The following is a 19,989-nucleotide window of genomic DNA, read 5'->3' on the forward strand; positions in this document are numbered from 1 at the left end:
GCCACTCAGGCCTCGTCGTGGCCGTGGTACGCGTTCGACTTGGCCTCGAGGAACGCGCACAGGTCCGCCAGCGCCGTCAGCTCGGCGGCAAGCTCGCGCAGTCCCGCCGGGTCGAGGACGAGGTTGCCCTCGCGAGGCTCCATCGTCGCGACCCACTGCGCGGCGTCCTGCGTGGCCGGCTGGATGAACACCCCTGTCGGCGCGTGATCGAGCCGGAAGACTACGAGACCGGTGTTCGCTCCGCCGTCGCCGTCCTGCACCATCACCCGTGCGGCGCCGGCGAACCGCCTGCCCGAGGCCCGGTACTCGGCGAGCCAGGACTCCAACGTCTCCAGATTCCGAAACGCCATCGCGATCCTCCCGCTGCCTGTGCGCCGAAATGAGTATAGAGACCCAGCGGAGGCGGACTGTAGCCGATCTCCGCACCTCGGGTCGCGGGTTGCGACCGCCCACCCGAGCCGGTGGACTGGAGCGATGCCCACCACCGAGGACCTCGCGGACGATCTGGCGAGGGCCGTCGGCGGTTCGCAGATCTCCGCGGTGTTCCAGCCGCAGGTGTCGCTGGAGAGCGGGTCCGTCGTCGCCGCGGAGGCGCTGTGCCGGTGGTCGCACCCGCGGCTCGGCGACGTCGACCCGGTGACGATGATCGCCGTCGCCGAGCGCAGCGGCGTCATCCACGCGCTCGGCCGCCGCATGCTCGACGAAGGCCTCCGGAGGCTCGCGGAGTGGCGCGGGAACGGCCGCGACTGGGCGGTCGCCGTCAACGTCTCACCGCTGCAGTTCGAGGACGCGTCCTTCGTGCGCGACGTCGTCGCCGAGGTGACGCGCCGCGGGCTCGCCCCGGGCTCGCTCGTCCTCGAGCTCGCACCGCACCCCGAGCCGGCCGATCACGACGCCCTCCTCCCGCAGCTGCGAGCGCTCGGCGAGTGCGGCGTCGAGATCTCCCTCGCCGGTTACGGCACCGGCTCTCCGCCCCTCGGGCGACTCCCGCAGATGCCGCTGGCCGAGGTGAAGCTGTCGGGTGAGCTCGTGCGCGCGGCCGACACGGAAGGCCTCGCGTCCCTGGGCCGCGAGGTCGACATCGCGCACGCGCACGGGCTGCGCGTCGTGGCGGAGGGGATCGAGACACTCACCCACCTGCACGTGGCCAGGCAGCTCGGCTGCGACCGCGCGCAGGGCTTTCTCATCCGCGAGCCGCACTCCGACATCGCGTTCCCGTCAGGAGCGCCTGCTGCCGCAGAGTAGCGTTGTCGCATGACGGCGACGCGGCGAGGCATCCTTGCCGTCGTCACCATCCTGGTGCTCCTCGCCCTGGGGCTCGGGGTGGGCGTCGTCGTCGGCGACGCGCTCGGCATCCGCACGGAGCCCGCCGTGCAGATGCAGCCCGCCGCCGCCACCGCGGCGGAGGTCGCCGCCGCGGTGCCGCCGCCCGAGTTCACGACGGTCGACGCCCCCGACACCGAGCGGATGCGCGTCGCGCTGGAGGAGTTGACGGATGCCGTCGACGCGGCGTCCGCGCGCGAGGGCGAGGCGTCGCTGACCGTCACGCTCCTGCCGACACTCATCGCCGAATCCGAGGCGGCCGACGGCTACACCGTCGCGGGGGACGGCCGCGGGCTGCGCATCCAGGCCACCTCCGAGACCGGCGCCGTCCGCGCCGTCTACGACCTGGCTTCCCAGGTGCGCGCCGGCCTCCCCGTCGAAGACCTCGTCGGCACGCACGAGGCCTCCCGCCTGCTGCTGCGGATGACCGACCTCGGCGCCGTCGGCGTCACCCCCGACCCCGCCGCGTGGGAGGCGGGCGACGACTACTCGCACGCGTCGAAGGCCTTCGCCGACGTGATCGTGCCCGAGGCGCCGTACATCGACGAGGCGGCGCTCGCCGAGGCGTACGACGACTTCGACGTCTTCCTGCGCCACTCGCTGGCGAACGGGTTCAACGCGGTGGCGTTCCCCGGCTTCGTCGAGTTCGTCACCTTCGACGGCGCGCCGGGCGGCCCCGTCTACCCCGACGGCGACGACCATCGCGACAAGGCGTCGGCGCTGCTCGCGGCCTTCGCGCCGTTCTGGGACCGCGCCGACGAGCTCGGTGTGAAGGTGTTCCTGCGCACCGACATGCTGGCCCTCACCACTGCGCTGGAGGAGCATCTCGTCGAGCGCTTCGGCTCTCTCGACACCGAGAACCCGCAGTTCTGGGACGTCTACACCGCCGGCCTGGACGAGCTCTACGCCGCGGCGCCGGCGCTCGACGGCGTGCTCGTCCGCATCGGCGAGGCGGGGCCCGTCTACGACGTCGAGGGCTGGGACTACTACTCTGCGCTCGAGGTCACCACGGTCGACGCCGTGCGCGCCATGCTCGAGGCGTTCTCGGCGCAGGCCGAGGCATCCGATCGCGAGGTCATCTTCCGCACGTGGTCGGTGGGAGTGGGCGCCGTCGGCGACATGCATACCAACAGCGCCTCGTACGAGGCGGTGCTCGGCGGCATCGACTCGCCGGCCCTCATCGTCTCGACGAAGTACACGCTCGGCGACTTCTACACGTGGCTGCCCCTCAACGACACGCTCGAGCAGGGCACGCAGCGGCGCATCGTGGAGTTCCAGAGCCGGCGGGAGTTCGAGAACTTCGGCGCGTTCCCGAACGACCTCGGTCGCGAGTACCAGTACGCCCTGCAGACGCTCCTCGAGGCCGACGATCGAGTCGAGGGAGTGTGGGTGTGGACGCAGGACGGCGGCCCGTGGCGCGCCGGCCCGATGACGCTGTATCTCAAGGCCGGGTTCTGGCAGCTGTACGAGCTGAACACGCAGGTCGCGGCATCCCTCGCCCGGGACCCCGACGCCGACGTCACCGCGGTGACCGCGGCGTGGGCGCGGGAGTGGTTCTCGGACGACCCCTCGACCGTCGCGGCGATCGTCGACGCCATGAGCGTCTCGCGCGACGCGATCGCGCAGGGCATGTACATCGAGCCGTTCGCCGCGCAGCGGGTGTTCGCCATCGGGCTCGAGCCGCCGCCCATGATGTGGATCTTCGAGTGGGACATCCTCACCGGCGATTCCGCGGTGCTGGACGTGCTGTACGCCATCGTGCGGGACTCGGGCGGCGATCCCGAGGCGGCGATCGAGGCCGCGATCGCCGACGGCGAGCAGGCGGTGGCGGCGGTCGAGCTCATGCGCGAGACGCTGACGGCGACGGATGCCGCGACCTGGCGCGGGCCCGAGATGCGCGAGGCCTTCCTCGACACGCTGGACTACGAGCTCGACACCCTGCGGCTGCTCGCGGCGTACCGGGCCATGATCCTGCACCAGGGCCAGTGGCATGACACGCTCGCCCCCGGCGCGCGCGCCGCGTGGGACGCCGACCGCGCGGCCTTCGAGCGGCTGGCGGCGGAGCATGTCGAGACCTACGAGGGTGACATCGACCACCCCGCCTTCAACCTCACCGCCGCGCAGCTCGGCGTCGAGCGCGCCGAGCGCGACGCCGCGATGGCGTGGCTGGCTCGCGTGCTGCTCGTGCTGGCGGCGGCGTGGGTCGTGATCGGCATGCTCGCCGCCCGAACCCGGCTGGTCGCCAAGCCCGGCGCCGCCGCCGCGCGGGCGACCTGGCTCTCGTCGACGCGCCCGTGGCGGGCCCGCGAGTCGACGCTCGGCATGCTCGAGCTCGACCGCTGGCTGCTGCTCATCGTGCCCGCCGCCCTGCTCATCGCGACGCGCGCGGTGCAGACGTCGTTCCTGTCGTGGACGCACCTCGCCGTCATCATCGGCGCCTGGGCGGTCTTCGCCCTCGTGCTGCGGCTGTTCGTGTGGAACCGCTCGCCGTGGCCGGTCATCGCAGCCGTGGGCGGCGTGGTCGTGCTCCGCTGCATCGTCACGCTGTTCGCGCTGTCGTTCACCGGACCCGGCGGCTACTGGTTCGCGTTCTGGACCGACCCGGTGCTGCGCACGCTGTACATCACCGTGGCGTTCGCGCTCTTCGCGTGGGTGTTCGTCGCGGCGGGCTGGGCGCTCGCGGCCCAGATGCGCCCGCGGCGGGCGACCGGGTTCGTGCTCGCCGCGGTCGGCGCGGGGCTCCTCGTGCCGTCGGTGGTCGTGGGTCTCGTGGGCCTCGAGTCGGCACTGACCCTCTGGAACGACGAGCTGGGTCTCCTCCCGTGGGGGCTCGCGCGCATCCTCGGCATCACGACCTACCTCGAGATCCCGGATGCCACGCCGTGGGCCGCCGCGGGCTTCGGCCTCGCCCTCGTCGTGGGGGGCACGCTGCTGGCCCTGCCGGGGCGCCGGCGCGCGGCATCCGTCGCCTCCTGACGCGGGCCGCAGCGCTGCCACCGAGCGGCCAGCTTGGTTTCGTACGCTGATCCCTCGTGTAACGTTTGGGAGAAAATTCCGGTTGCGGCGTGACATATGGTTTTTTCTTCCATACAGTGGTGGTCGGCTGGAAGGTCCATGCACAAGGGAGTTCTCATGAGGAAGCGCATCTTGCCCATCGCCGTGTTGGGTGTGGCAGTACTCGGCATCACCGCCTGCAGCGGTGGCGGCGGCGGAGACGACTCGGGCTCGGGCTCGGGCGAGGGGAAGACGCTCGACGTCTGGATCATGCAGGGCACGAACCCCGACGCCGAGCCGTTCTTCGACGAGGTGGCCGAGGCGTTCGAGGAGGAGACCGGAGCCACGCTCAACGTCGAGTTCGTGCAGTGGGCGGACGCGCACGACCGGTTCGTCACGTCGATCGCGGGCGGCACGACGCCCGACGTCGCCGAGACGGGGACCACGTGGACCACGGAGTTCGCCGACGCCGGCGCGCTGGCGCCGATCGGCGAGTATGTGAGCGAGGCAGGCCTGGACGGCGACCTCGTCGAGGGCCTCGTGGCCTCGGGCACGTACGAGGACGAGCTCTACGGCATGCCGTGGTACGCCGGCGTCCGGTCGCTGGTCTACCGCACCGACGTCTTCGAGGAGCTCGGTCTGGACGCTCCCACGAACTGGGACGAGCTGCGCGACGCGGCGCTGGCCATCAAGGCGGCCAAGCCCGACATGACCGCCATCGCCGTTCCGGGTGACGCCGAGTTCACCGTGTACCCGTGGGTGTGGGGTGCCGGGGGCGAGGTGGCCACCGAGGACGGCGGCGAGTGGACCAGCGAGCTGGACTCCGCCGAGTCGATCAAGGGCCTCGAGTTCTGGACGGGTCTTGCCACGGAGGACAACCTGTCGTCCGCGGGCGCCACCACGTGGAAGGAGACCGACGTGCTGGACGGCTTCGCCGCGGGCACCGTCGGGATGGGCGTGATGGGCTCGTGGACGCCGTCGGCGATCGTGGAGAAGAACCCCGACATGGAGGGCAAGTTCGCGGCGATCCCGATCCCGGCCGAGGACGGCGGCATCGCCCCGTCGGTGCTGGGCGGCTCGCACCTCAGCGTCTTCGAGACCGCGGAGGACAAGGACCTCGCGTTCGCGTTCGTCGAGCTGATGACCACCGGCGAGTTCGCGGAGAAGTGGGGCGCGCAGAGCGGGTACTTCCCGGGCCAGACCTCGCTGCTGGAGCAGACGATCGCTGACGCCGACCCGATGGTCGTGCCCTTCGCGACGCAGATGGTCGAAGGCGGCGCCTCGGTGCCCGTGACGCCGACCTTCGGCGCAGTGCAGGCCAAGAAGACGACCAGCGCCATGATGCAGGCCATCCTCTCCGGTCAGAAGGACGTCGAGACGGCGGCCAAGGATGCCGCGGCCGAGATGACCGCGACGCTCAACGGGCAGTAAGAGACCGACGCATGGCCTACCTGACCCAGGCGCCGGTGGCGGAGGAGCGCACCTCCTCCGCCGCCGGCCCGGCGGTCCCGGCGGGGGGATCCCGCCGGCGCCCGATGGACCGCCTCCGGCCCTGGATGCTCCTCGCACCCGCGCTCGTGGTGCTCGCGGGACTGCTCCTCTGGCCCCTCATCCGGGTCGTCCTGTTCTCGTTCCAGGACTACGGTCTGCGCGAGATCGTCTCGGGCGAGCCGAACTTCATCGGCGCCGACAACTACGTCGAGGCGCTGACGAGTCCGACCCTCTGGACCGTGGTGCTGCCGAACACGGTCGGCTTCGCGGCGCTCGCGGTGCTCGGCACCGTCGCGTTCGGCACTCTCGTCGCGCTGCTGCTGCAGTCGCTCGGCACGTTTTGGCGCACGGTCGTGGCGAGCGCCATCATGGCGGCCTGGGCCATGCCCGCCGTCACCGGCACCTACGTCTGGGTGTGGATCTTCGACGCCGACCGCGGCATCGTCAACCAGCTGCTCATGCAGCTCGGGCTCATGGCCGAGCCCTACAACTGGTTCACCAACCGCTGGTCGTTCTACGCCATCGTGCTGCTCAACGTCATCCACCACGGCTTCCCGTTCGTCGCGGTCACCGTTCTCGCCGGGCTGCTCGGCGTGCCGAAGGAGACGCTGGAGGCGGCATCCCTCGACGGAGCCGGCGCATGGCGCCGCTTCTGGAGCATCACATTTCCGCAGCTGAACCAGGTGTTCGCGGTCGTGATCATCCTGTCGACCATCTGGGACTTCAAGGTGTTCGCGCAGGTCTACCTGATGCCCGGCGGCGCCGGATCGAACCGCGAGGTGCTGAACCTCGGGGTGTGGTCGTACGTCGAGTCCTTCGGGCAGAACCGGTACGGCTTCGGCTCCGCGATCGCGGTGCTGCTCACGCTCCTGCTGCTCGCCATCACCGTCGTCTACGTGCGGCGCCTGTTGAAGGAGGACCAGCTGTGACCCGGCCCTCGCTCACGCGACGCGCGCTAAAGGGCGTCGCCGTCTTCCTGCTCCTCGTCTTCACGCTCTTCCCGACGTACTGGATGCTCGTCAGCGCCGTCGATGAGAACCCGTCCGGCGGCGCCGAACTGGTGCCCCGCCAGTTCACTCTCGACCACTTCGTCTACGTGCTGACCGACGGCGGGTTCGCCACGTTCCTGAGCAACTCGGCCGTCGTGGCGCTGGTGGTCGTGGTGGTCTCGGGGCTGCTCGGCCTCCTGGCATCGATCGCCGTCGCCCGCTTCCGCTTCACACTGCGGACGCAGATCGTCATGATGATCCTCATCGTGCAGATGGTGCCGCTCGAGGCGCTCGTCATCCCGCTGTTCGTGCAGGTGCGCGACCTGCAGCTGCTGGGTACGCTGCTCGGGCTGATCGTCGTCTACACCGCGCTCGCGCTGCCGTTCGGCATCTGGATGCTGCGCGGCTTCGTCGCGGCCGTGCCGGTCGAGCTGGAAGAGGCGGCCTACATCGACGGCGCGTCCTGGTGGCGGATGTTCCGCTCGGTGCTGCTGCCGCTGGTCGCACCGGGCCTGGTGGCCACCAGCGTCTTCGCCTTCATCACCGCGTGGAACGAGTTCATCTTCGCCATGACGCTCCTCGGCGGCGTGTCGGAGAACTACACCGTCTCGATCGGCCTGCGGCAGTTCTTCGGCCTGCACTCCAACGACTGGGGCTCGGTCATGGCCGCGTCGACCATCATCACGATCCCCGTCATGGTGTTCTTCATCATCGTGCAGCGGCGCCTGTCGAGCGGTCTGGTGGCCGGGGCGGTGAAGGGCTGATATGGACCCCCATGAGCTGGTGCCCGGCGTCCTGCTGCCCGGGTTCGCCGGCCGCGAACTGCCGGACTGGCTGCGCGCCGAACTGGAGCGCGGTCTCGGCGGAGTGTGCCTGTTCGCGGGCAACGTCGACGCCGCTGACCCTCGTGGCACGGCACGCCTGGCCGCGGCCATCCGCGCCGTCCGGCCCGAGGCGCTCGTCGCGGCCGACGAGGAGGGCGGCGTGGTCACGCGGCTCGAGGGCCGTGACGGCTCCACTCTGCCCTCGCCCGCGCAGCTCGGCCTCGTCGCGCCCGCCGTCGCGGAGCGGGCGAGCGCGGTGCTGAGCGAGCGCGTGCGCCGTGCGGGCATCGACCTGCTCCTCGCGCCGAGCGCCGACGTCAACGACAACCCGGCGAATCCGGTGATCGGAGCGCGCTCGTTCGGCGGCGATCCGCACGACGTCGCGGCGCGGGTCGCCGCCACGGTGCGCGGCATCCGCTCCCGCCGCGGCGTGGCGGCCTGCGTGAAGCACTGGCCCGGCCACGGCGACACCGATGTCGACTCGCACCGCGGCCTGCCGACGGTGCCCGCGGCGACCGTCGCGCGACACGCCGAGCCGTTCGCCGCCGCGATCCGCGAAGGGGTGCCCGCCATCATGACCGCGCACATCGTCGTGCCCGAGTGGGGCGCCGAGCCTGTGACCGTCAACCCCGACGCGATCGCCCGGCTGCGCGCGGAGGGGTTCGACGGCGTGGTGATCACGGATGCCGTCGACATGGCCGCCATCGCCGACACCTACGGCCTCGGGGGCGGGGCCGTCCGCGCCCTGGCCGCCGGCATCGACCTGGTGTGCCTCGGCAACCCTGAGCTCAAAGGCGCCGACGCCGCCGCGCAGTACGCCGAGGTCACGTCGGCCGTCATCGCCGCACTCGACGAGGGAATCCTCGCCCCGGAGCGGCTGCGAGAGGCGCACGCCCGCGTGGCCCGGCTGGCCGCCGAGCTGACCGCAGCGCGCGCGGCCGCAGACGCGGGTACCGCCGGTCCGCTGCCGGTCGAGCCCGCCCTCCTCGGCACCGACGACACCGCGGCGATCGCCGCGGCGCTGGTCGCGGCATCCGACCCCTCCGCCGTGTCGGCCCTCGCCCGCATCGACCGCGTCGTCGACGCCCGCGCAGGCGCGACGCAGGCGGCCGCGACGCGTGCCGTGCCGGTCGACCGGACGCTGCGGGAGCTCACGGGCCACCCGGCGGCGCACAGCGGGGGAGTGACGGCCGTCGTCGCCGACCGGCCGAGCGACGCCCAGCTCGCGGTCATCGAGCGGGAGCGCGCGGCCGGGCAGAGCATCGTGGTCAACGTCGGCGCGATCCCCGGCGGTTTCGACGCCGCGGTGGTGCAGCTCGGTGCCGACTCGAGGTTCTCCGCCGCGATCGTGCGGTCGTGGACGGGGGAGAGCCGATGAGGGTCCTGGCGCTGCAGTCCGGCACCAGCGCCGACGGGATCGACGCGGCGCTCGTCACGGTCGAGCCGTCGCCGGACGGACTCGAGCTCGAGATCGAGCGCTGGGGCACGGAGCCGTGGCTTCCCGACGAGCGCGACCTCGTGCGGCGCGCCGTCCACGGCGACCGGCTCGACCCGGCCGCGTGGTGCGCGCTGGAGACCATGGTGGGCCAGGCCTTCGCCCGCGCTGCGGTGCGCTTCGCCGACGGCGCCGACACCGTCGACGTGGTGTGCGCCCACGGGCAGACCGTGTTCCACGGGGTCGAGGCGGGCGTGGTGTGGGGCACGCTGCAGGTCGGCGAACCCGCCTGGATCGCCCGCGCCACCGGCCTCCCCGTGGTCTTCAACCTGCGCGTGGCCGACGTCGCCGCCGGGGGCATGGGGGCACCCCTGATCACCGCCTTCGACGAGCGGTGGCTCGCGGCCTCAGCCGAATCGGCAGGCGCCCCGGTCGCGTCGCTCAACCTCGGCGGCATCGCCAACGTGCAGGTCGTGCATCCCGACGGGCGAGCCGCCGGCTTCGACACCGGGCCGGCCAACGCGCTGCTCGACGCCTGGATCAGCCGCGCCACCGACGGGGCCGAGGCGTTCGACCGCGACGGCGCGCACGCGCGGGCGGGGCGGGTCGACGGCGAGCTGCTCGGGAGTCTGCGCGCGCACCCGTACTTCGCCCTGCCTGCGCCCAAGACCACCGGGCGCGAGACGTTCACGATCCGCACCGTCGACGACGCCCTCGACGGCCGCGACCTGCCGCTCGCCGACATCTGCGCGACGCTTCTCGAGCTCACCGCCACCACCGTCGCCGACGCGCTCGCCGACGCCGCCCCGGCGCGCGTCGTGGTCTCGGGCGGCGGGGCGCGCAACCCCGTCCTGATGGCGCGGCTCACCGAGCACCTCGGCTTGCCGGTCGAGCCCAGCGACGCCTGGGGCATCCCCGCCGACGCGCGCGAGGCCGTCATGTTCGCCCTGCTGGCCTACCTGTCGGCGACCCGCGTCCCGCTCGTGCTTCCCGGCACGCCGGCCGGCCACGCCGCCGTCGCCGGCCAGTGGGACCTGTCGGCCGCGCCCCTGCCCACCGTCCCCGCGGCATCGCCGCAGCCGCACCGCCTGCGCGTGCGCACACGAGAGGAGCGATCGTGAGCATCGTCGCCGTCGATCTCGGGAAGACCGGATGCCGCGTCCGAGCGACCTCCGGCACGACCGTGTCATCCGCCGCCGGGGCCGGAGTGCCCGGCCTCGCCGACAGCGAGGGGGACGCCCGAGCCTTCGCCGCCATCGTCGCCGCCCTGGGCGAGCTTCCCGTGGGGGTGCGGGGCAACGTCTCGTCGATGGGCGTGGGAGCCGCCGGCGCGGAAGCCGCGCCCGCCGCGGCGCAGGCCCTCGCCGAGCGCGTGGCCGCGCACGTCGAGGCGCCGGTCGCCGTCACCAGCGACGCGGTGACCGCGCACGCCGGCGCCTTTGAGGGGACGCCCGGCACCATCGTGATCGTCGGCACCGGCACGGTGCTGCTGACCTTGGATGCGGAGGGCGTGCTGTCGCAGACCGACGGCTGGGGACCGTGGCTCGGCGACGAGGGGAGCGGGCGCGCGATCGGCCAGGAAGGACTGCGGGCGGTGCTCGCCGCGCACGACGGGCGCGGACCCGCCACGGCGCTGACCGCCGCCGCACTCGCCCTGCACTCCCCGCTGCGCACCCTTCCCCGCTGGGTCGCCGACACCGCCGCGCCGGCCCGGCAGCTCGCGCGCTTCGCGCCGTTCGTGCTCGAGGCGGCGGCCGCCGGCGACGCCGTCGCCCGCGACATCGTCGACCGCGGCGTCGAGGCGGTCGTGACCGCCTGCGCTGCGGCATCCGGTCCGTATTGCCTCATGGGCGGGATCGCCGGCTCCGGCGTCTTCGGCGACACGCTGCGCGCGCGCCTGCGCGACCGGGGGCTCACGGTCGCCCAGCCGCTCGGCGACGCGCTCGCCGGGGCGGAGTACATCGCCCGCACGCCGGGCAGCGCCTACGAGAGGAACGTGGTGCGCCATGGTTGACCTGGACGATCTGCGGCACCAGCTGGCCTCGCTCACCACCGAGGCCATCGACCCGGACTACTCGGACCTCGACCTGCGGAGCACACCCGAGCTGGTCGCGGCCATGATCGACCACAACCGGCAGGTCACCGAGGCGCTCGCCGACGCCTCGACCGCCCTCGCCGCCGCCGTCGACGTCGCCGCCGAGCGGCTGCAGCTGGGGGGGCGCCTCGTCTACGTCGGCGCCGGCACGCCGGGGCGGCTCGGCATCCTCGACGCGAGCGAGATCCCGCCGACATTCGGCGAGCCGGCGGAGCGGGTCGTCGGCATCATCGCCGGGGGCGAGCAGGCGATCCGGTGGGCCGTCGAGAACGCCGAGGACGACCTGGCCGCGGGGCGCGACGACATCGCACGTGCGGGCATCGGCCCCGACGACTGCGTGGTGGGTCTCACCGCCTCGGGCCGCACGCCCTACGTGCTGGGTGCGATCGCCGAGGCCCGCGCGCGCGGCGCCGCCACCATCGGCGTGAGCTGCAACCTCGGTGCGGAGCTGTCGGCGGCCGCCGACGTGGGGGTCGAGGTCGTCGTGGGTCCCGAGCTCCTCGCCGGATCCACGCGCCTCAAGGCCGGCACGGCGCAGAAGATCGTGCTCAACACCATCTCGACACTCGCCATGGTCCGCATCGGCAAGACCTACGGCAACCGGATGGTCGACGTGCGCGCGACGAACGAGAAGCTGCGTGCACGGGCGGTGCGCACGGTGATGGGCGTCGCCGACGCCGACCCCGCCGTCGCGCGCCGTGCCCTCGCCGCCACCGGGTGGGAGGTCAAGCCCGCGATACTGATGTGCATGAGAGGACTGACCGCGGACGCCGCGGCCCGCGCGCTTTCGGAGACCGGCGGACGACTGCGCGAGGCGCTGGACAGCGTCCCCGGGGCCGTGTGATGGACGTCCTGCTGCGGGTGCGCCAGTCGCGCGACCGCCTCAGCGCGTCCGAGCGCCGCGTCGCCGACGTGGTGCTGGCCGACCCCGAGGTCGTGCGCACGTCGACGATCATGCGGCTCGCCGATGTCAGTGAGGCGTCCCAGTCGACCGTGGCCCGGTTCTGCCAGAGCCTCGGCTACCCCGGCTACCGCGAGTTCCGCCTCGACGTGATCTCCGCGCTCAGCCGCGACCAGGCGCAGCGCGTGAGGTTCGACATCGCCGAGGGCGAGATCAGCGCCGACGACTCGATCGCCGACACCGTCGCCAAGATCGCGTTCCAGGAGATCCAGGCGATCCAGGACACCGCCCAGACGATCGACCCCGATGCCGTCTCCCGCGCGGTCGCCGCGATCCGCTCGGCCCGTCGCATCGAGCTCTACGGCGCCGGCGCCTCGTCGCTCAGCGCCCAGGACCTGTTCCAGAAGCTCAGCCGCATCGGCAAGCCGGCCGCGGTGTCGGTCGACATCCACCTCGCCCTCGTGCAGGCTGCCCTGCTGGACGACGCATCCGTCGCCGTAGGCGTCTCGTTCCGCGGCGAGACCCGCGAGACGCTGGACTTCCTCGCCACTGCCCGGGGCGCCGGCGCGCTGACCATCGGGATCACCAACGCCGCGCAGTCCTCCCTCGACGACGTCTGCGACATCGTGCTGCACACCAGCGTCCGGGAGAGCCGCTTCCGCAGCGGCGCGATGGCCAGCCGCATCGCGCAGCTCGCGCTCATCGACATGCTCTTCGTGCTGGTCCTGCGCCAGGACTTCCCGCTCATGACCGAGAGCCTGCGGCGCACGTACGACGCCGTCAGCTCCCGCCGGCCGGATTCCGGTGCGACGGCCTGACCACCCCGCGGATCGACGTATGCTTCCGTCGCGGCATCCGTCGACTCTTGATCCGTGGAAAGGACTGGAATGACCCTCGAAGACATCCCCGTGACCACCATCCGCGGCGAGGAGACGACCTTCGGCGAGCTCGTCGACGGGCGCCTCGCCCTCGTGGTGAACGTCGCCTCGCGCTGCGGGCTGACGCCGCAGTACGAGCAGCTCGAGGCGCTGCAGAAGGCGTACGCCGCGCGCGGGTTCACGGTGGTCGGCTTCCCGAGCAACCAGTTCATGCAGGAGCTGTCGAGCGAGGAGGCCGTCGCCGAGTACTGCTCGACCACGTGGGGAGTGACCTTCCCGATGTCGCAGAAGGTGCGGGTCAACGGCCGCAGCGCCCACCCGCTGTACCAGCGGCTCACCGACACGCCCGATGTCGACGGCAAGACGGGGCGCATCACGTGGAACTTCGAGAAGTTCCTCGTGAGCCCGTCGGGCGAGGTGAAGCGGTTCCCGCCGCAGACGAAGCCCGACGCGCCCGAGGTCGTCGAGGCCATCGAGGCCTGGCTGCCCGGCGAGTAGCGGCCCGGCTGCGGCAGAACTCCACGCATCTGCGACCGACGGTGCCCGGGTCGGCCGAGACGCCGGCGTCCGACGCCGGTTCGGTGGAGTACTGCCGCGTCGCCTGCAGACAGGCCGCCCGGTCCTAGGCTCGGGACGTGGGCAGCCGGCAGAAGGACCTCGCGATCGGGACGGTGCTCGGCGACATCCTGCGCCGGGCGGCGGCGGAGGTCGAGGAGACGCTGCCCGCGGCGCTCGCCGACGAGCCGGACGCGGTGCACCAGCACCGGGTGCGCGTGCGGCGGCTGCGCAGCGTGCTGGCGGGCTTCGAGGACTCCCTCGACACCGGCCAGGCCGACCGGCTGCGCGTCGCCTATGCCGAATGGGGCAGCCAGCTCGGCGTCGTGCGCGACATCGAGGTGCGCGCGAGCGTCGCGGCGGAGACCCTCGAGGATGCGGGGATCACCGACCCCGCGATCATCCGGCGGCTCGTCGACAGCGAGCGGGACGCCTACCCGGCCGCGCACGCGCGCCTCGTCGAGCTCGCCGCCTCGCCGCGGGCGCAGGAGCGGGCGCGGACGCTCGAGCGCTTCGTCGAGGCGATGTACGTCGTCGACCACGACCGCCCGGCCGAGCCCGCGCTGGCCGAGGTGCTGCGCGCCCAGGTGAAGCGCGTGCGCACCGCGGCGCGCCGGCTCGATGAGTCCACCGAGCGGTTCCACGATCTGCGCAAGGCCGCCCGCCGGGCGCGGTACGTCGCCGAGGCCGTCGCCGACGCGGTCCCGGACTTCGCCCCGCACACGGTACAGGCCATCGCCGAGGCGGGCGACGATCTCCACGACGCGCTGGGCGGCCACCGCGATCTCACCCTGCTCGCCCAGCACGCCCGTCAGGAGGGCGCCCGCGCGGCCCACGCCGGGGAACGGTCCGAGGACTACGAGGCGATCGCCGTCCTCGCCGAGGACGCCGCCGCCGAGCTGCTGGCGGATGTCGGCCCGGCGGTGCGGCAGCTGCGGGCCGCGGCATCCGACCTCCCCTGACGCCGCCGTCGACCGCGCCGGTGTCGGCGTCCGCGCCTAGACTTGACGGGCAATGACCGACGCCAGCACCCCCATCATCGTCGGCAGCGACATCGGTCCGCGCGCCTCCGCCGTGCGCGCGGACGACGACCTGCTGGCCGGCCTCAATCCTCCGCAGCGCGAAGCCGTGACCTACCGCGGTCAGGCGCTGCTCATCGTCGCGGGCGCGGGGTCGGGCAAGACGAGCGTGCTCACCCGGCGCATCGCGTCGCTGCTGCGGGGCCGCGAGGCGTGGCCGAGCCAGATCCTCGCGATCACGTTCACCAACAAGGCCGCGGGCGAGATGCGCGAACGCGTCGAGCAGCTCGTGGGCGACTCGGCGCGCGGCATGTGGATCTCGACGTTCCACTCGGCGTGCGTGCGCATCCTGCGGCGCGAGGCCGAGCAGTTCGGGTTCACGAAGTCGTTCACGATCTACGACTCCGGCGACTCGCGGGCGCTGATCAAGCGGCTGGTGAAAGAGCACGAGGCCGACGCGTACGGCCTGACCCCCGCCGCCACGCAGTCGAAGATCTCGCGGCTGAAGAACGAGCTGGCGGATGCCGAGTCCTACGCCCGCTCGGCCAACATGAACGATCCCGCCGAGCGGGTGTTCGTCGAGCTGTTCGCGGCCTACCAGCGCGAGCTGCAGCGGGCGAACGCCTTCGACTTCGACGACCTCATCGCGCAGACGGTGTTCCTCTTCCGTGCCTTCCCGCAGGTCGCCGACGTGTACCGGCGCCGGTTCCGTCACGTGCTGGTCGACGAGTATCAAGACACCAACCACGCCCAGTACGCGCTGATCCACGAGCTGACGCGGCCGCCGGGCTCGGATGCCGCGCCGATGGCCGCATCGGGCGGCATGATGATCTTCGAGCCCGAGCCGGCGGCCGAGGACGGCGCGTCGCTCACCGTCGTCGGCGACTCGGATCAGTCGATCTACGCCTTCCGCGGGGCGGACATCCGCAACATCAGCGAGTTCGAGAAGGACTATCCGGGCGCCAAGGTGGTGCTGCTTGAGCAGAACTACCGCTCGACGCAGAACATCCTGTCGGCCGCCAACGCCGTCATCAGCCACAACTTCGACCGCAAAGACAAGAAGCTGTGGACCGATGTCGGTGCCGGTGAGCAGATCATCGGCTTCACCGGCTATTCGCAGCACGACGAGGCCCAGTTCGTCGCCGACGAGATCGAGGCGCTCCGCCGCAGCGGCGTGGACTACTCGCAGATGGCGGTGTTCTACCGCACGAACTCGCAGTCCCGTGCGCTGGAGGAGATCTTCATTCGCTCGGCGCTGCCGTACAAGATCATGGGCGGCACGAAGTTCTACGAGCGCGCCGAGATCAAGGACGCGCTGGCGTACCTCGTCGCGGTGGCCAACCCCGCCGACGAGATGGCGATGCGCCGCATCATCAACCGGCCCAGGCGCGGCATCGGCGATGTCACGATCGAGACCATCGCGCGCTACGCCCAGGACGAGGGCATCACATTCCGCGACGCGCTGGCGAACTCGTCGGCGCTGGGAGTCGGCCCCAAGATCCAGGCGGCCATCGCGCAGCTCGACGCCGTGCTGGCCGAGGCATCGGAGATCATGCTCCCCGCCTCGGGCGAGCTCGCACCGCCGACCGCGGTCGCCGAGGGCCTGCAGCTGCTGCTGAACAAGAGCGGCTACTACGACGCGCTGCGGGCGAGCAAGGACGCGCAGGACGAAGCGCGCATCGAGAACCTCGACGAGCTCGTCGCCGTCGCCCGCGAGTTCGCCCGGAACAACCCCGAGGGCACGCTGCTGGACTTCCTCACGGAGGTCGCGCTGGTGTCGGATGCCGACGACCTCGAGGACGCCTCCGGCTCGGTCTCGCTCATGACGCTCCACACCGCGAAGGGGCTCGAGTACGACGCCGTGTTCGTCACGGGCGTCGAGGAGGACCTGATCCCGCACCGCATCTCGGCGGGTGAGCCCGGCGGCCCGCAGGAGGAGCGGCGCCTCTTCTACGTCGGCATCACGCGTGCCCGCAAGCGGCTCTTCCTGTCGCTGGCGATGACGCGTGCGCAGTTCGGCGAGGTGACGGTGGCGATGCCGAGCCGCTTCCTGCAGGAGATCCCGGCCGAGCTGCTGCACTGGCGCCAATCGCCGGGCGATGTGAACTCCCGCGGCGGCACGCAGTCGCGCGCGCTCAACGCGCGACGGGGCTCGGGGTTCGGAGGCGGGTCGGGCCGTCGCTACGGCGACGACCTGGTGCCGCTGGGTCGACGGGAGCGGCCGGCGGCGGCGCCGGGCAGCGGAATCGAGCGCTTCGCGAACAAGATCCCCGCCAAGGTGCGCGACAACGGCGACCTCGAGCTGGCGCCGGGCGACCGCATCCGCCACGACGACTTCGGCGAGGGGCGCGTGGACGCCGTCACGGGCGAGGGGGCGAAGCGCGTCGCGCACGTGCGCTTCGACGCCGCAGGCCCGAAGAAGCTCTTGATCAAGATCGCGCCCATCGAGAAGCTCTGAGTCGCCGGGGCGCGGCGCGGCGACGCGAGGGCCTGACCGCGTCGACGGCCGCGGGTTAGGCTCGATCAATGGCCTTGTTCTCGCGCCGTCCGAAGAAGCCCGCCGAGTCGCCGACGCCCGCCCCCGAGCCGGCCGCCGACGTCGAGCCGGAAGCCGGCGTCGAGCCTGCCGCCGGCGTCGAGCCGGAAGCCGGCACTGAGCCTGCGGAGGCCGCGAGCGATGCGCAGACGGATGCCGCGGCATCCGTGCCCATCTCGGTCTCGTCGTTCGGCGGACTCGGCGTCGGACCCGGGGCGCCTCGAACGGCCGAGCCCACGCAGCCCGCCGCCGGATCGGCGACCCAGGCCGCCGGGCCCACGCCGCCGCGCCCGCGGGTCGGGGTCCGGGAGTGGATGCGCACGGCGCCCGAGCCGACCGAGACCATCGCGGGGCTGCACGACAACGCGCTGCTGCATGCCGCGCTCGGCCGGGTCGGCGACGCGCCGCCCGCCCAGGCGCTGCTGGACGTCGCGCGGCAGCTGCTGCAGGGGCACGTGTTCCTGCGGGTGAAGGGAGACGCGCGCGCGCTGCTTGCGGAGGGCAAGGGGCTGCCGCTGGCGGTGGCCACCGTGGGGGAGCGCAGCTTCGCGCTGGCGTACTCGAGCGGTGCGGCGCTGCAGGCGAGTCTGCGCGCGGACGGCGACGCCGACACCTCGGCGATGGCGCAGCCCGTGCTGACGGTGCTCCGGCACGTGATATCGAGCACGCACGACGGACTGATCCTCGACCCGGCCTCCTCGCCGTCGCGCGCCGTGCTGCCGAAGGAGCTGCTGCAGCGGGCGGTGGAGCAGGCCGATCCCAAGCTCACGGTGAAGACCCTCCTCGCCGCCCCGCGCACGATGGCGGTCAGCGCGGAGGTCGCCGAGGCGCTCACCCGCGTGCCGCTCTGGGTCGCCGTCGGCACCGCGGACAGCGGCGCGCGCGGCCTCGCCGAGAGCCGCAGCGCCGACGGCACGCGCCACCTCGAGGTGTACTCCCACCCGCTGGAGGTGGCGGTGATGGGTCGCGGCGACAACGCAGCCCCGATCACGCCGGCTCAGCTGTCGCGCGCGCTGCGCACCGACGAGGGCATCACCGGGGTGATCGTGGACCCGGGCGGCCCATGGCTGCGCCTCAGCCGCGACGAACTGGCACCGGTGCTCGCCCTCAGCTAGGGAGCGGAGGCGTAGGCACCCAGAGCATCGGGTGACGGATGTCGCGACTGCCCGCTAGCGTCTGATCATGGCGTCCCCGCGCATCACCCTCACCGTCCCCGGTCCGAACGGCGACCGGGAGGTGGGGATCTCCAACCCCGACCGCGTGATCTGGCCGCAGCTCGGGATCACCAAGCGCGAGCTCGCCGAGTACCTCATCGCGGTGCAGGGGCCCTTCCTGGCCGCCAACGGCGACCGGCCCGTCTCGCTGGAACGGTTCCCCGAGGGCGTCGAGGGGGAGCGGTTCTACTCCAAGAATCCGCCCAAGGGCGCGCCGTCGTTCGTGGAGTCGCGCACCGTGACGTACAACAGCGGGCGGCGGCATCCGCAGATCGTCCTCACCGAGATCGCCGCGGCCGTGTGGGCAGTGCAGATGAACACGATCGTGTTCCACCCGTGGGCCTCGCTGACCGCGAACACCGACAACCCCGTCGAGCTGCGCATCGACCTCGACCCGCAGCCGGGCACGGACTTCGCGGATGCCGCGGCCGTGGCCCCCGCGATGCGCGACGTGCTCGCCGAAGCGGGACTCACGGCGTTCCTCAAGACCAGCGGCAACCGCGGCATCCACGTGTTCTGCCCGATCGAGCCGGAGTGGGAGTTCCTCGACGTGCGGCACGCGGTCATCGCCGCGGGGCGCGAGCTGGAGCGGCGGCATCCCGACAAGGTCACGATGAACTGGTGGAAGGAGGAGCGCGGGAAGCGCATCTTCATCGACTTCAACCAGGCCAACCGCGACCGCACGATGGCCGGCGCCTACAGTCCGCGGGCGCTTCCCACGGCGACCGTGTCGACCCCGCTGACGTGGGAAGAGCTCGAGGCGGGCATCGACCCCGCCTCGTTCACGGTGCGGACGGTGCCCCAGCGCCTCGCCGACTCCGGCGACCCGTGGGCCGACCTGCTCGCCGAGCCCGGACGGATCGACACGCTCCTGGAGTGGTGGCAGCGCGACCTCGACGACGGGCTCGGCGAGCTGCCGTTCCCTCCGGACTTCCCGAAGATGCCCGGCGAGCCGCCGCGTGTGCAGCCCAGCCGCATCAACCCGGAGAACTGGCAGTAAGACGCGCCCGATTGCACGGCGGTTGCACGGCTCATCGTCCGCCGCGGGGCCGACGACGCTTCCGTAGCTTCGCTGGGAGCCGGAATGACCGGCCCCTGAGCATCGGAGCACACATGTCCATCCCCGGCTTCAAGCCCCATGGCATCACCAACGTCCACGTCAACCACACCGGTCCGCGATCGTCGTTCGCCCTCGCACTGGCAGGAGCCGTCATGGCGGGCGCCTTCGTCCTCACCGCGTGCGCGCCGGCCGCGAGCCCGACGGCCGCCGAGGCCACCGCGGCTTCCGAGCCGTCGCCCGCCCCGAGCGATGCGGGCGCGGCCGGCACGCAGCCCGCCGGGGGCGCGGCATCCGTCCTCGCCATCGAATCCGACGCCGTCCTGGCATGGCAGGACCGCTGGTACGACAACTTCTGCAGCAGTGCGGTCATCGCCCTGGGCGACGAGAACTGCATCGGCATCGCGCTGGAAGGTGTCGAGCAGGCGCGCACGGCGCCCGAGCGCATCGAGGCCGAGGTGCCGTCGGGAGCGCTCGGCGACGAGCTGCGCGCCGCGGCGGCCGAGGTCGCGGCGGCCGGCGAGGCGTTCCTCGCCGCGAGCTGCGACACCGTGCCGACGGAGTGCGTCGCCGAGACCGACGACCTCACCGACGCGGTTCGGATGTACGGCGATGTCGTCGCCGAGGTGGTCGCGGCGAGCTGACCCGCCGTACCCGGGAGCGGGCTGCGATCGACGG

17 protein-coding genes are annotated in these 19,989 nt (G+C 72.4%); 16 read left to right on the top strand and 1 reads right to left on the bottom strand.

The features are described 5' to 3' along the window. Positions 1 to 5 precede the first annotated feature (5 nt). Positions 6 to 350: a hypothetical protein gene (locus tag IR212_RS03570; RefSeq protein ID WP_194397621.1), complete on the bottom strand. Its 345-nt coding sequence runs from the start codon at positions 348 to 350 to the stop codon at positions 6 to 8. A gap of 124 nt (positions 351 to 474) precedes the next feature. Between IR212_RS03570 and IR212_RS03575 the strand changes: the two genes are divergently transcribed. The 16 genes from IR212_RS03575 to IR212_RS03650 all read left to right on the top strand — a co-directional run bounded on the left by IR212_RS03575 (position 475) and on the right by IR212_RS03650 (position 19,955). Beyond that, entirely contained in the window at positions 475 to 1,245 is a 771-nt protein-coding gene (locus IR212_RS03575; RefSeq protein ID WP_194397622.1) for an EAL domain-containing protein, read from the top strand. Between the two features lie 9 nt (positions 1,246 to 1,254). After that, a complete protein-coding gene (locus IR212_RS03580; RefSeq protein WP_194397623.1) occupies positions 1,255 to 4,299 on the top strand; it encodes a hypothetical protein in 3,045 nt (1,014 codons plus the stop codon). 156 nt (positions 4,300 to 4,455) lie between these two features. Next, positions 4,456 to 5,748: a sugar ABC transporter substrate-binding protein gene (locus tag IR212_RS03585; RefSeq protein ID WP_194397624.1), complete on the top strand. Its 1,293-nt coding sequence runs from the start codon at positions 4,456 to 4,458 to the stop codon at positions 5,746 to 5,748. Between the two features lie 11 nt (positions 5,749 to 5,759). Continuing rightward, the gene (locus tag IR212_RS03590; protein WP_194397625.1) at positions 5,760 to 6,737 is read left to right on the top strand and encodes a carbohydrate ABC transporter permease; all 978 of its coding nucleotides are present in this window, start codon (positions 5,760 to 5,762) and stop codon (positions 6,735 to 6,737) included. Then, a complete protein-coding gene (locus IR212_RS03595; RefSeq protein WP_194397626.1) occupies positions 6,734 to 7,561 on the top strand; it encodes a carbohydrate ABC transporter permease in 828 nt (275 codons plus the stop codon). The genes IR212_RS03590 and IR212_RS03595 overlap by 4 nt, the downstream gene beginning before the upstream one ends. Before the next feature lies 1 nt (position 7,562). Continuing rightward, positions 7,563 to 8,999 carry a glycoside hydrolase family 3 N-terminal domain-containing protein gene (locus tag IR212_RS03600; protein ID WP_194397627.1) on the top strand — a complete coding sequence of 479 codons (1,437 nt, stop codon included), beginning with the start codon at positions 7,563 to 7,565 and terminating at the stop codon, positions 8,997 to 8,999. Beyond that, on the top strand, positions 8,996 to 10,177 hold the full coding sequence (locus IR212_RS03605; protein WP_194397628.1) for an anhydro-N-acetylmuramic acid kinase: 1,182 nt from the start codon (positions 8,996 to 8,998) through the stop codon (positions 10,175 to 10,177). Before IR212_RS03600 ends, IR212_RS03605 begins: the two co-directional genes overlap by 4 nt. Beyond that, entirely contained in the window at positions 10,174 to 11,070 is an 897-nt protein-coding gene (locus IR212_RS03610; RefSeq protein WP_194397629.1) for an N-acetylglucosamine kinase, read from the top strand. Before IR212_RS03605 ends, IR212_RS03610 begins: the two co-directional genes overlap by 4 nt. Next, complete coding sequence (murQ, locus tag IR212_RS03615) at positions 11,063 to 11,995, top strand: N-acetylmuramic acid 6-phosphate etherase (RefSeq protein WP_194397630.1); 933 nt, start codon at positions 11,063 to 11,065, stop codon at positions 11,993 to 11,995. The genes IR212_RS03610 and murQ overlap by 8 nt, the downstream gene beginning before the upstream one ends. Beyond that, positions 11,995 to 12,870, top strand: coding sequence for a MurR/RpiR family transcriptional regulator (locus IR212_RS03620; RefSeq protein ID WP_194397631.1), 876 nt, complete (start codon positions 11,995 to 11,997; stop codon positions 12,868 to 12,870). Before murQ ends, IR212_RS03620 begins: the two co-directional genes overlap by 1 nt. 69 nt (positions 12,871 to 12,939) lie before the next feature. After that, on the top strand, positions 12,940 to 13,428 hold the full coding sequence (locus tag IR212_RS03625) for a glutathione peroxidase (RefSeq protein WP_194397632.1): 489 nt from the start codon (positions 12,940 to 12,942) through the stop codon (positions 13,426 to 13,428). 137 nt (positions 13,429 to 13,565) lie between these two features. Further along, complete coding sequence (locus IR212_RS03630) at positions 13,566 to 14,447, top strand: CHAD domain-containing protein (RefSeq protein ID WP_194397633.1); 882 nt, start codon at positions 13,566 to 13,568, stop codon at positions 14,445 to 14,447. Positions 14,448 to 14,499: 52 nt separating this feature from the next. After that, positions 14,500 to 16,962, top strand: coding sequence for an ATP-dependent helicase (locus IR212_RS03635; protein WP_194397634.1), 2,463 nt, complete (start codon positions 14,500 to 14,502; stop codon positions 16,960 to 16,962). 68 nt (positions 16,963 to 17,030) lie between these two features. Further along, positions 17,031 to 18,155, top strand: a complete 1,125-nt coding sequence (locus IR212_RS03640) for an SseB family protein (RefSeq protein WP_194397635.1) — start codon at positions 17,031 to 17,033, stop codon at positions 18,153 to 18,155. Between the two features lie 67 nt (positions 18,156 to 18,222). Beyond that, positions 18,223 to 19,254, top strand: a complete 1,032-nt coding sequence (gene ligD, locus IR212_RS03645) for a non-homologous end-joining DNA ligase (RefSeq protein ID WP_194397636.1) — start codon at positions 18,223 to 18,225, stop codon at positions 19,252 to 19,254. A 113-nt stretch (positions 19,255 to 19,367) separates the two neighbouring features. Then, a complete protein-coding gene (locus IR212_RS03650; protein WP_194397637.1) occupies positions 19,368 to 19,955 on the top strand; it encodes a hypothetical protein in 588 nt (195 codons plus the stop codon). Positions 19,956 to 19,989 lie beyond the last annotated feature (34 nt).

Source organism: Microbacterium atlanticum, from assembly GCF_015277815.1.
Taxonomy (GTDB): domain Bacteria; phylum Actinomycetota; class Actinomycetes; order Actinomycetales; family Microbacteriaceae; genus Microbacterium; species Microbacterium atlanticum.

Bases quoted from the DNA above. Each gene is read 5' to 3' on its own strand.
- IR212_RS03570 (WP_194397621.1), bottom strand. From the start codon at position 350: ATGGCGTTTCGGAATCTGGAGACGTTGGAGTCCTGGCTCGCCGAGTAC.
- IR212_RS03575 (WP_194397622.1), top strand. From the start codon at position 475: ATGCCCACCACCGAGGACCTCGCGGACGATCTGGCGAGGGCCGTCGGC.
- IR212_RS03580 (WP_194397623.1), top strand. From the start codon at position 1,255: ATGACGGCGACGCGGCGAGGCATCCTTGCCGTCGTCACCATCCTGGTG.
- IR212_RS03585 (WP_194397624.1), top strand. From the start codon at position 4,456: ATGAGGAAGCGCATCTTGCCCATCGCCGTGTTGGGTGTGGCAGTACTC.
- IR212_RS03590 (WP_194397625.1), top strand. From the start codon at position 5,760: ATGGCCTACCTGACCCAGGCGCCGGTGGCGGAGGAGCGCACCTCCTCC.
- IR212_RS03600 (WP_194397627.1), top strand. From the start codon at position 7,563: ATGGACCCCCATGAGCTGGTGCCCGGCGTCCTGCTGCCCGGGTTCGCC.
- IR212_RS03605 (WP_194397628.1), top strand. From the start codon at position 8,996: ATGAGGGTCCTGGCGCTGCAGTCCGGCACCAGCGCCGACGGGATCGAC.
- murQ (WP_194397630.1), top strand. From the start codon at position 11,063: ATGGTTGACCTGGACGATCTGCGGCACCAGCTGGCCTCGCTCACCACC.
- IR212_RS03620 (WP_194397631.1), top strand. From the start codon at position 11,995: ATGGACGTCCTGCTGCGGGTGCGCCAGTCGCGCGACCGCCTCAGCGCG.
- IR212_RS03625 (WP_194397632.1), top strand. From the start codon at position 12,940: ATGACCCTCGAAGACATCCCCGTGACCACCATCCGCGGCGAGGAGACG.
- IR212_RS03635 (WP_194397634.1), top strand. From the start codon at position 14,500: ATGACCGACGCCAGCACCCCCATCATCGTCGGCAGCGACATCGGTCCG.
- IR212_RS03640 (WP_194397635.1), top strand. From the start codon at position 17,031: ATGGCCTTGTTCTCGCGCCGTCCGAAGAAGCCCGCCGAGTCGCCGACG.
- ligD (WP_194397636.1), top strand. From the start codon at position 18,223: ATGGCGTCCCCGCGCATCACCCTCACCGTCCCCGGTCCGAACGGCGAC.
- IR212_RS03650 (WP_194397637.1), top strand. From the start codon at position 19,368: ATGTCCATCCCCGGCTTCAAGCCCCATGGCATCACCAACGTCCACGTC.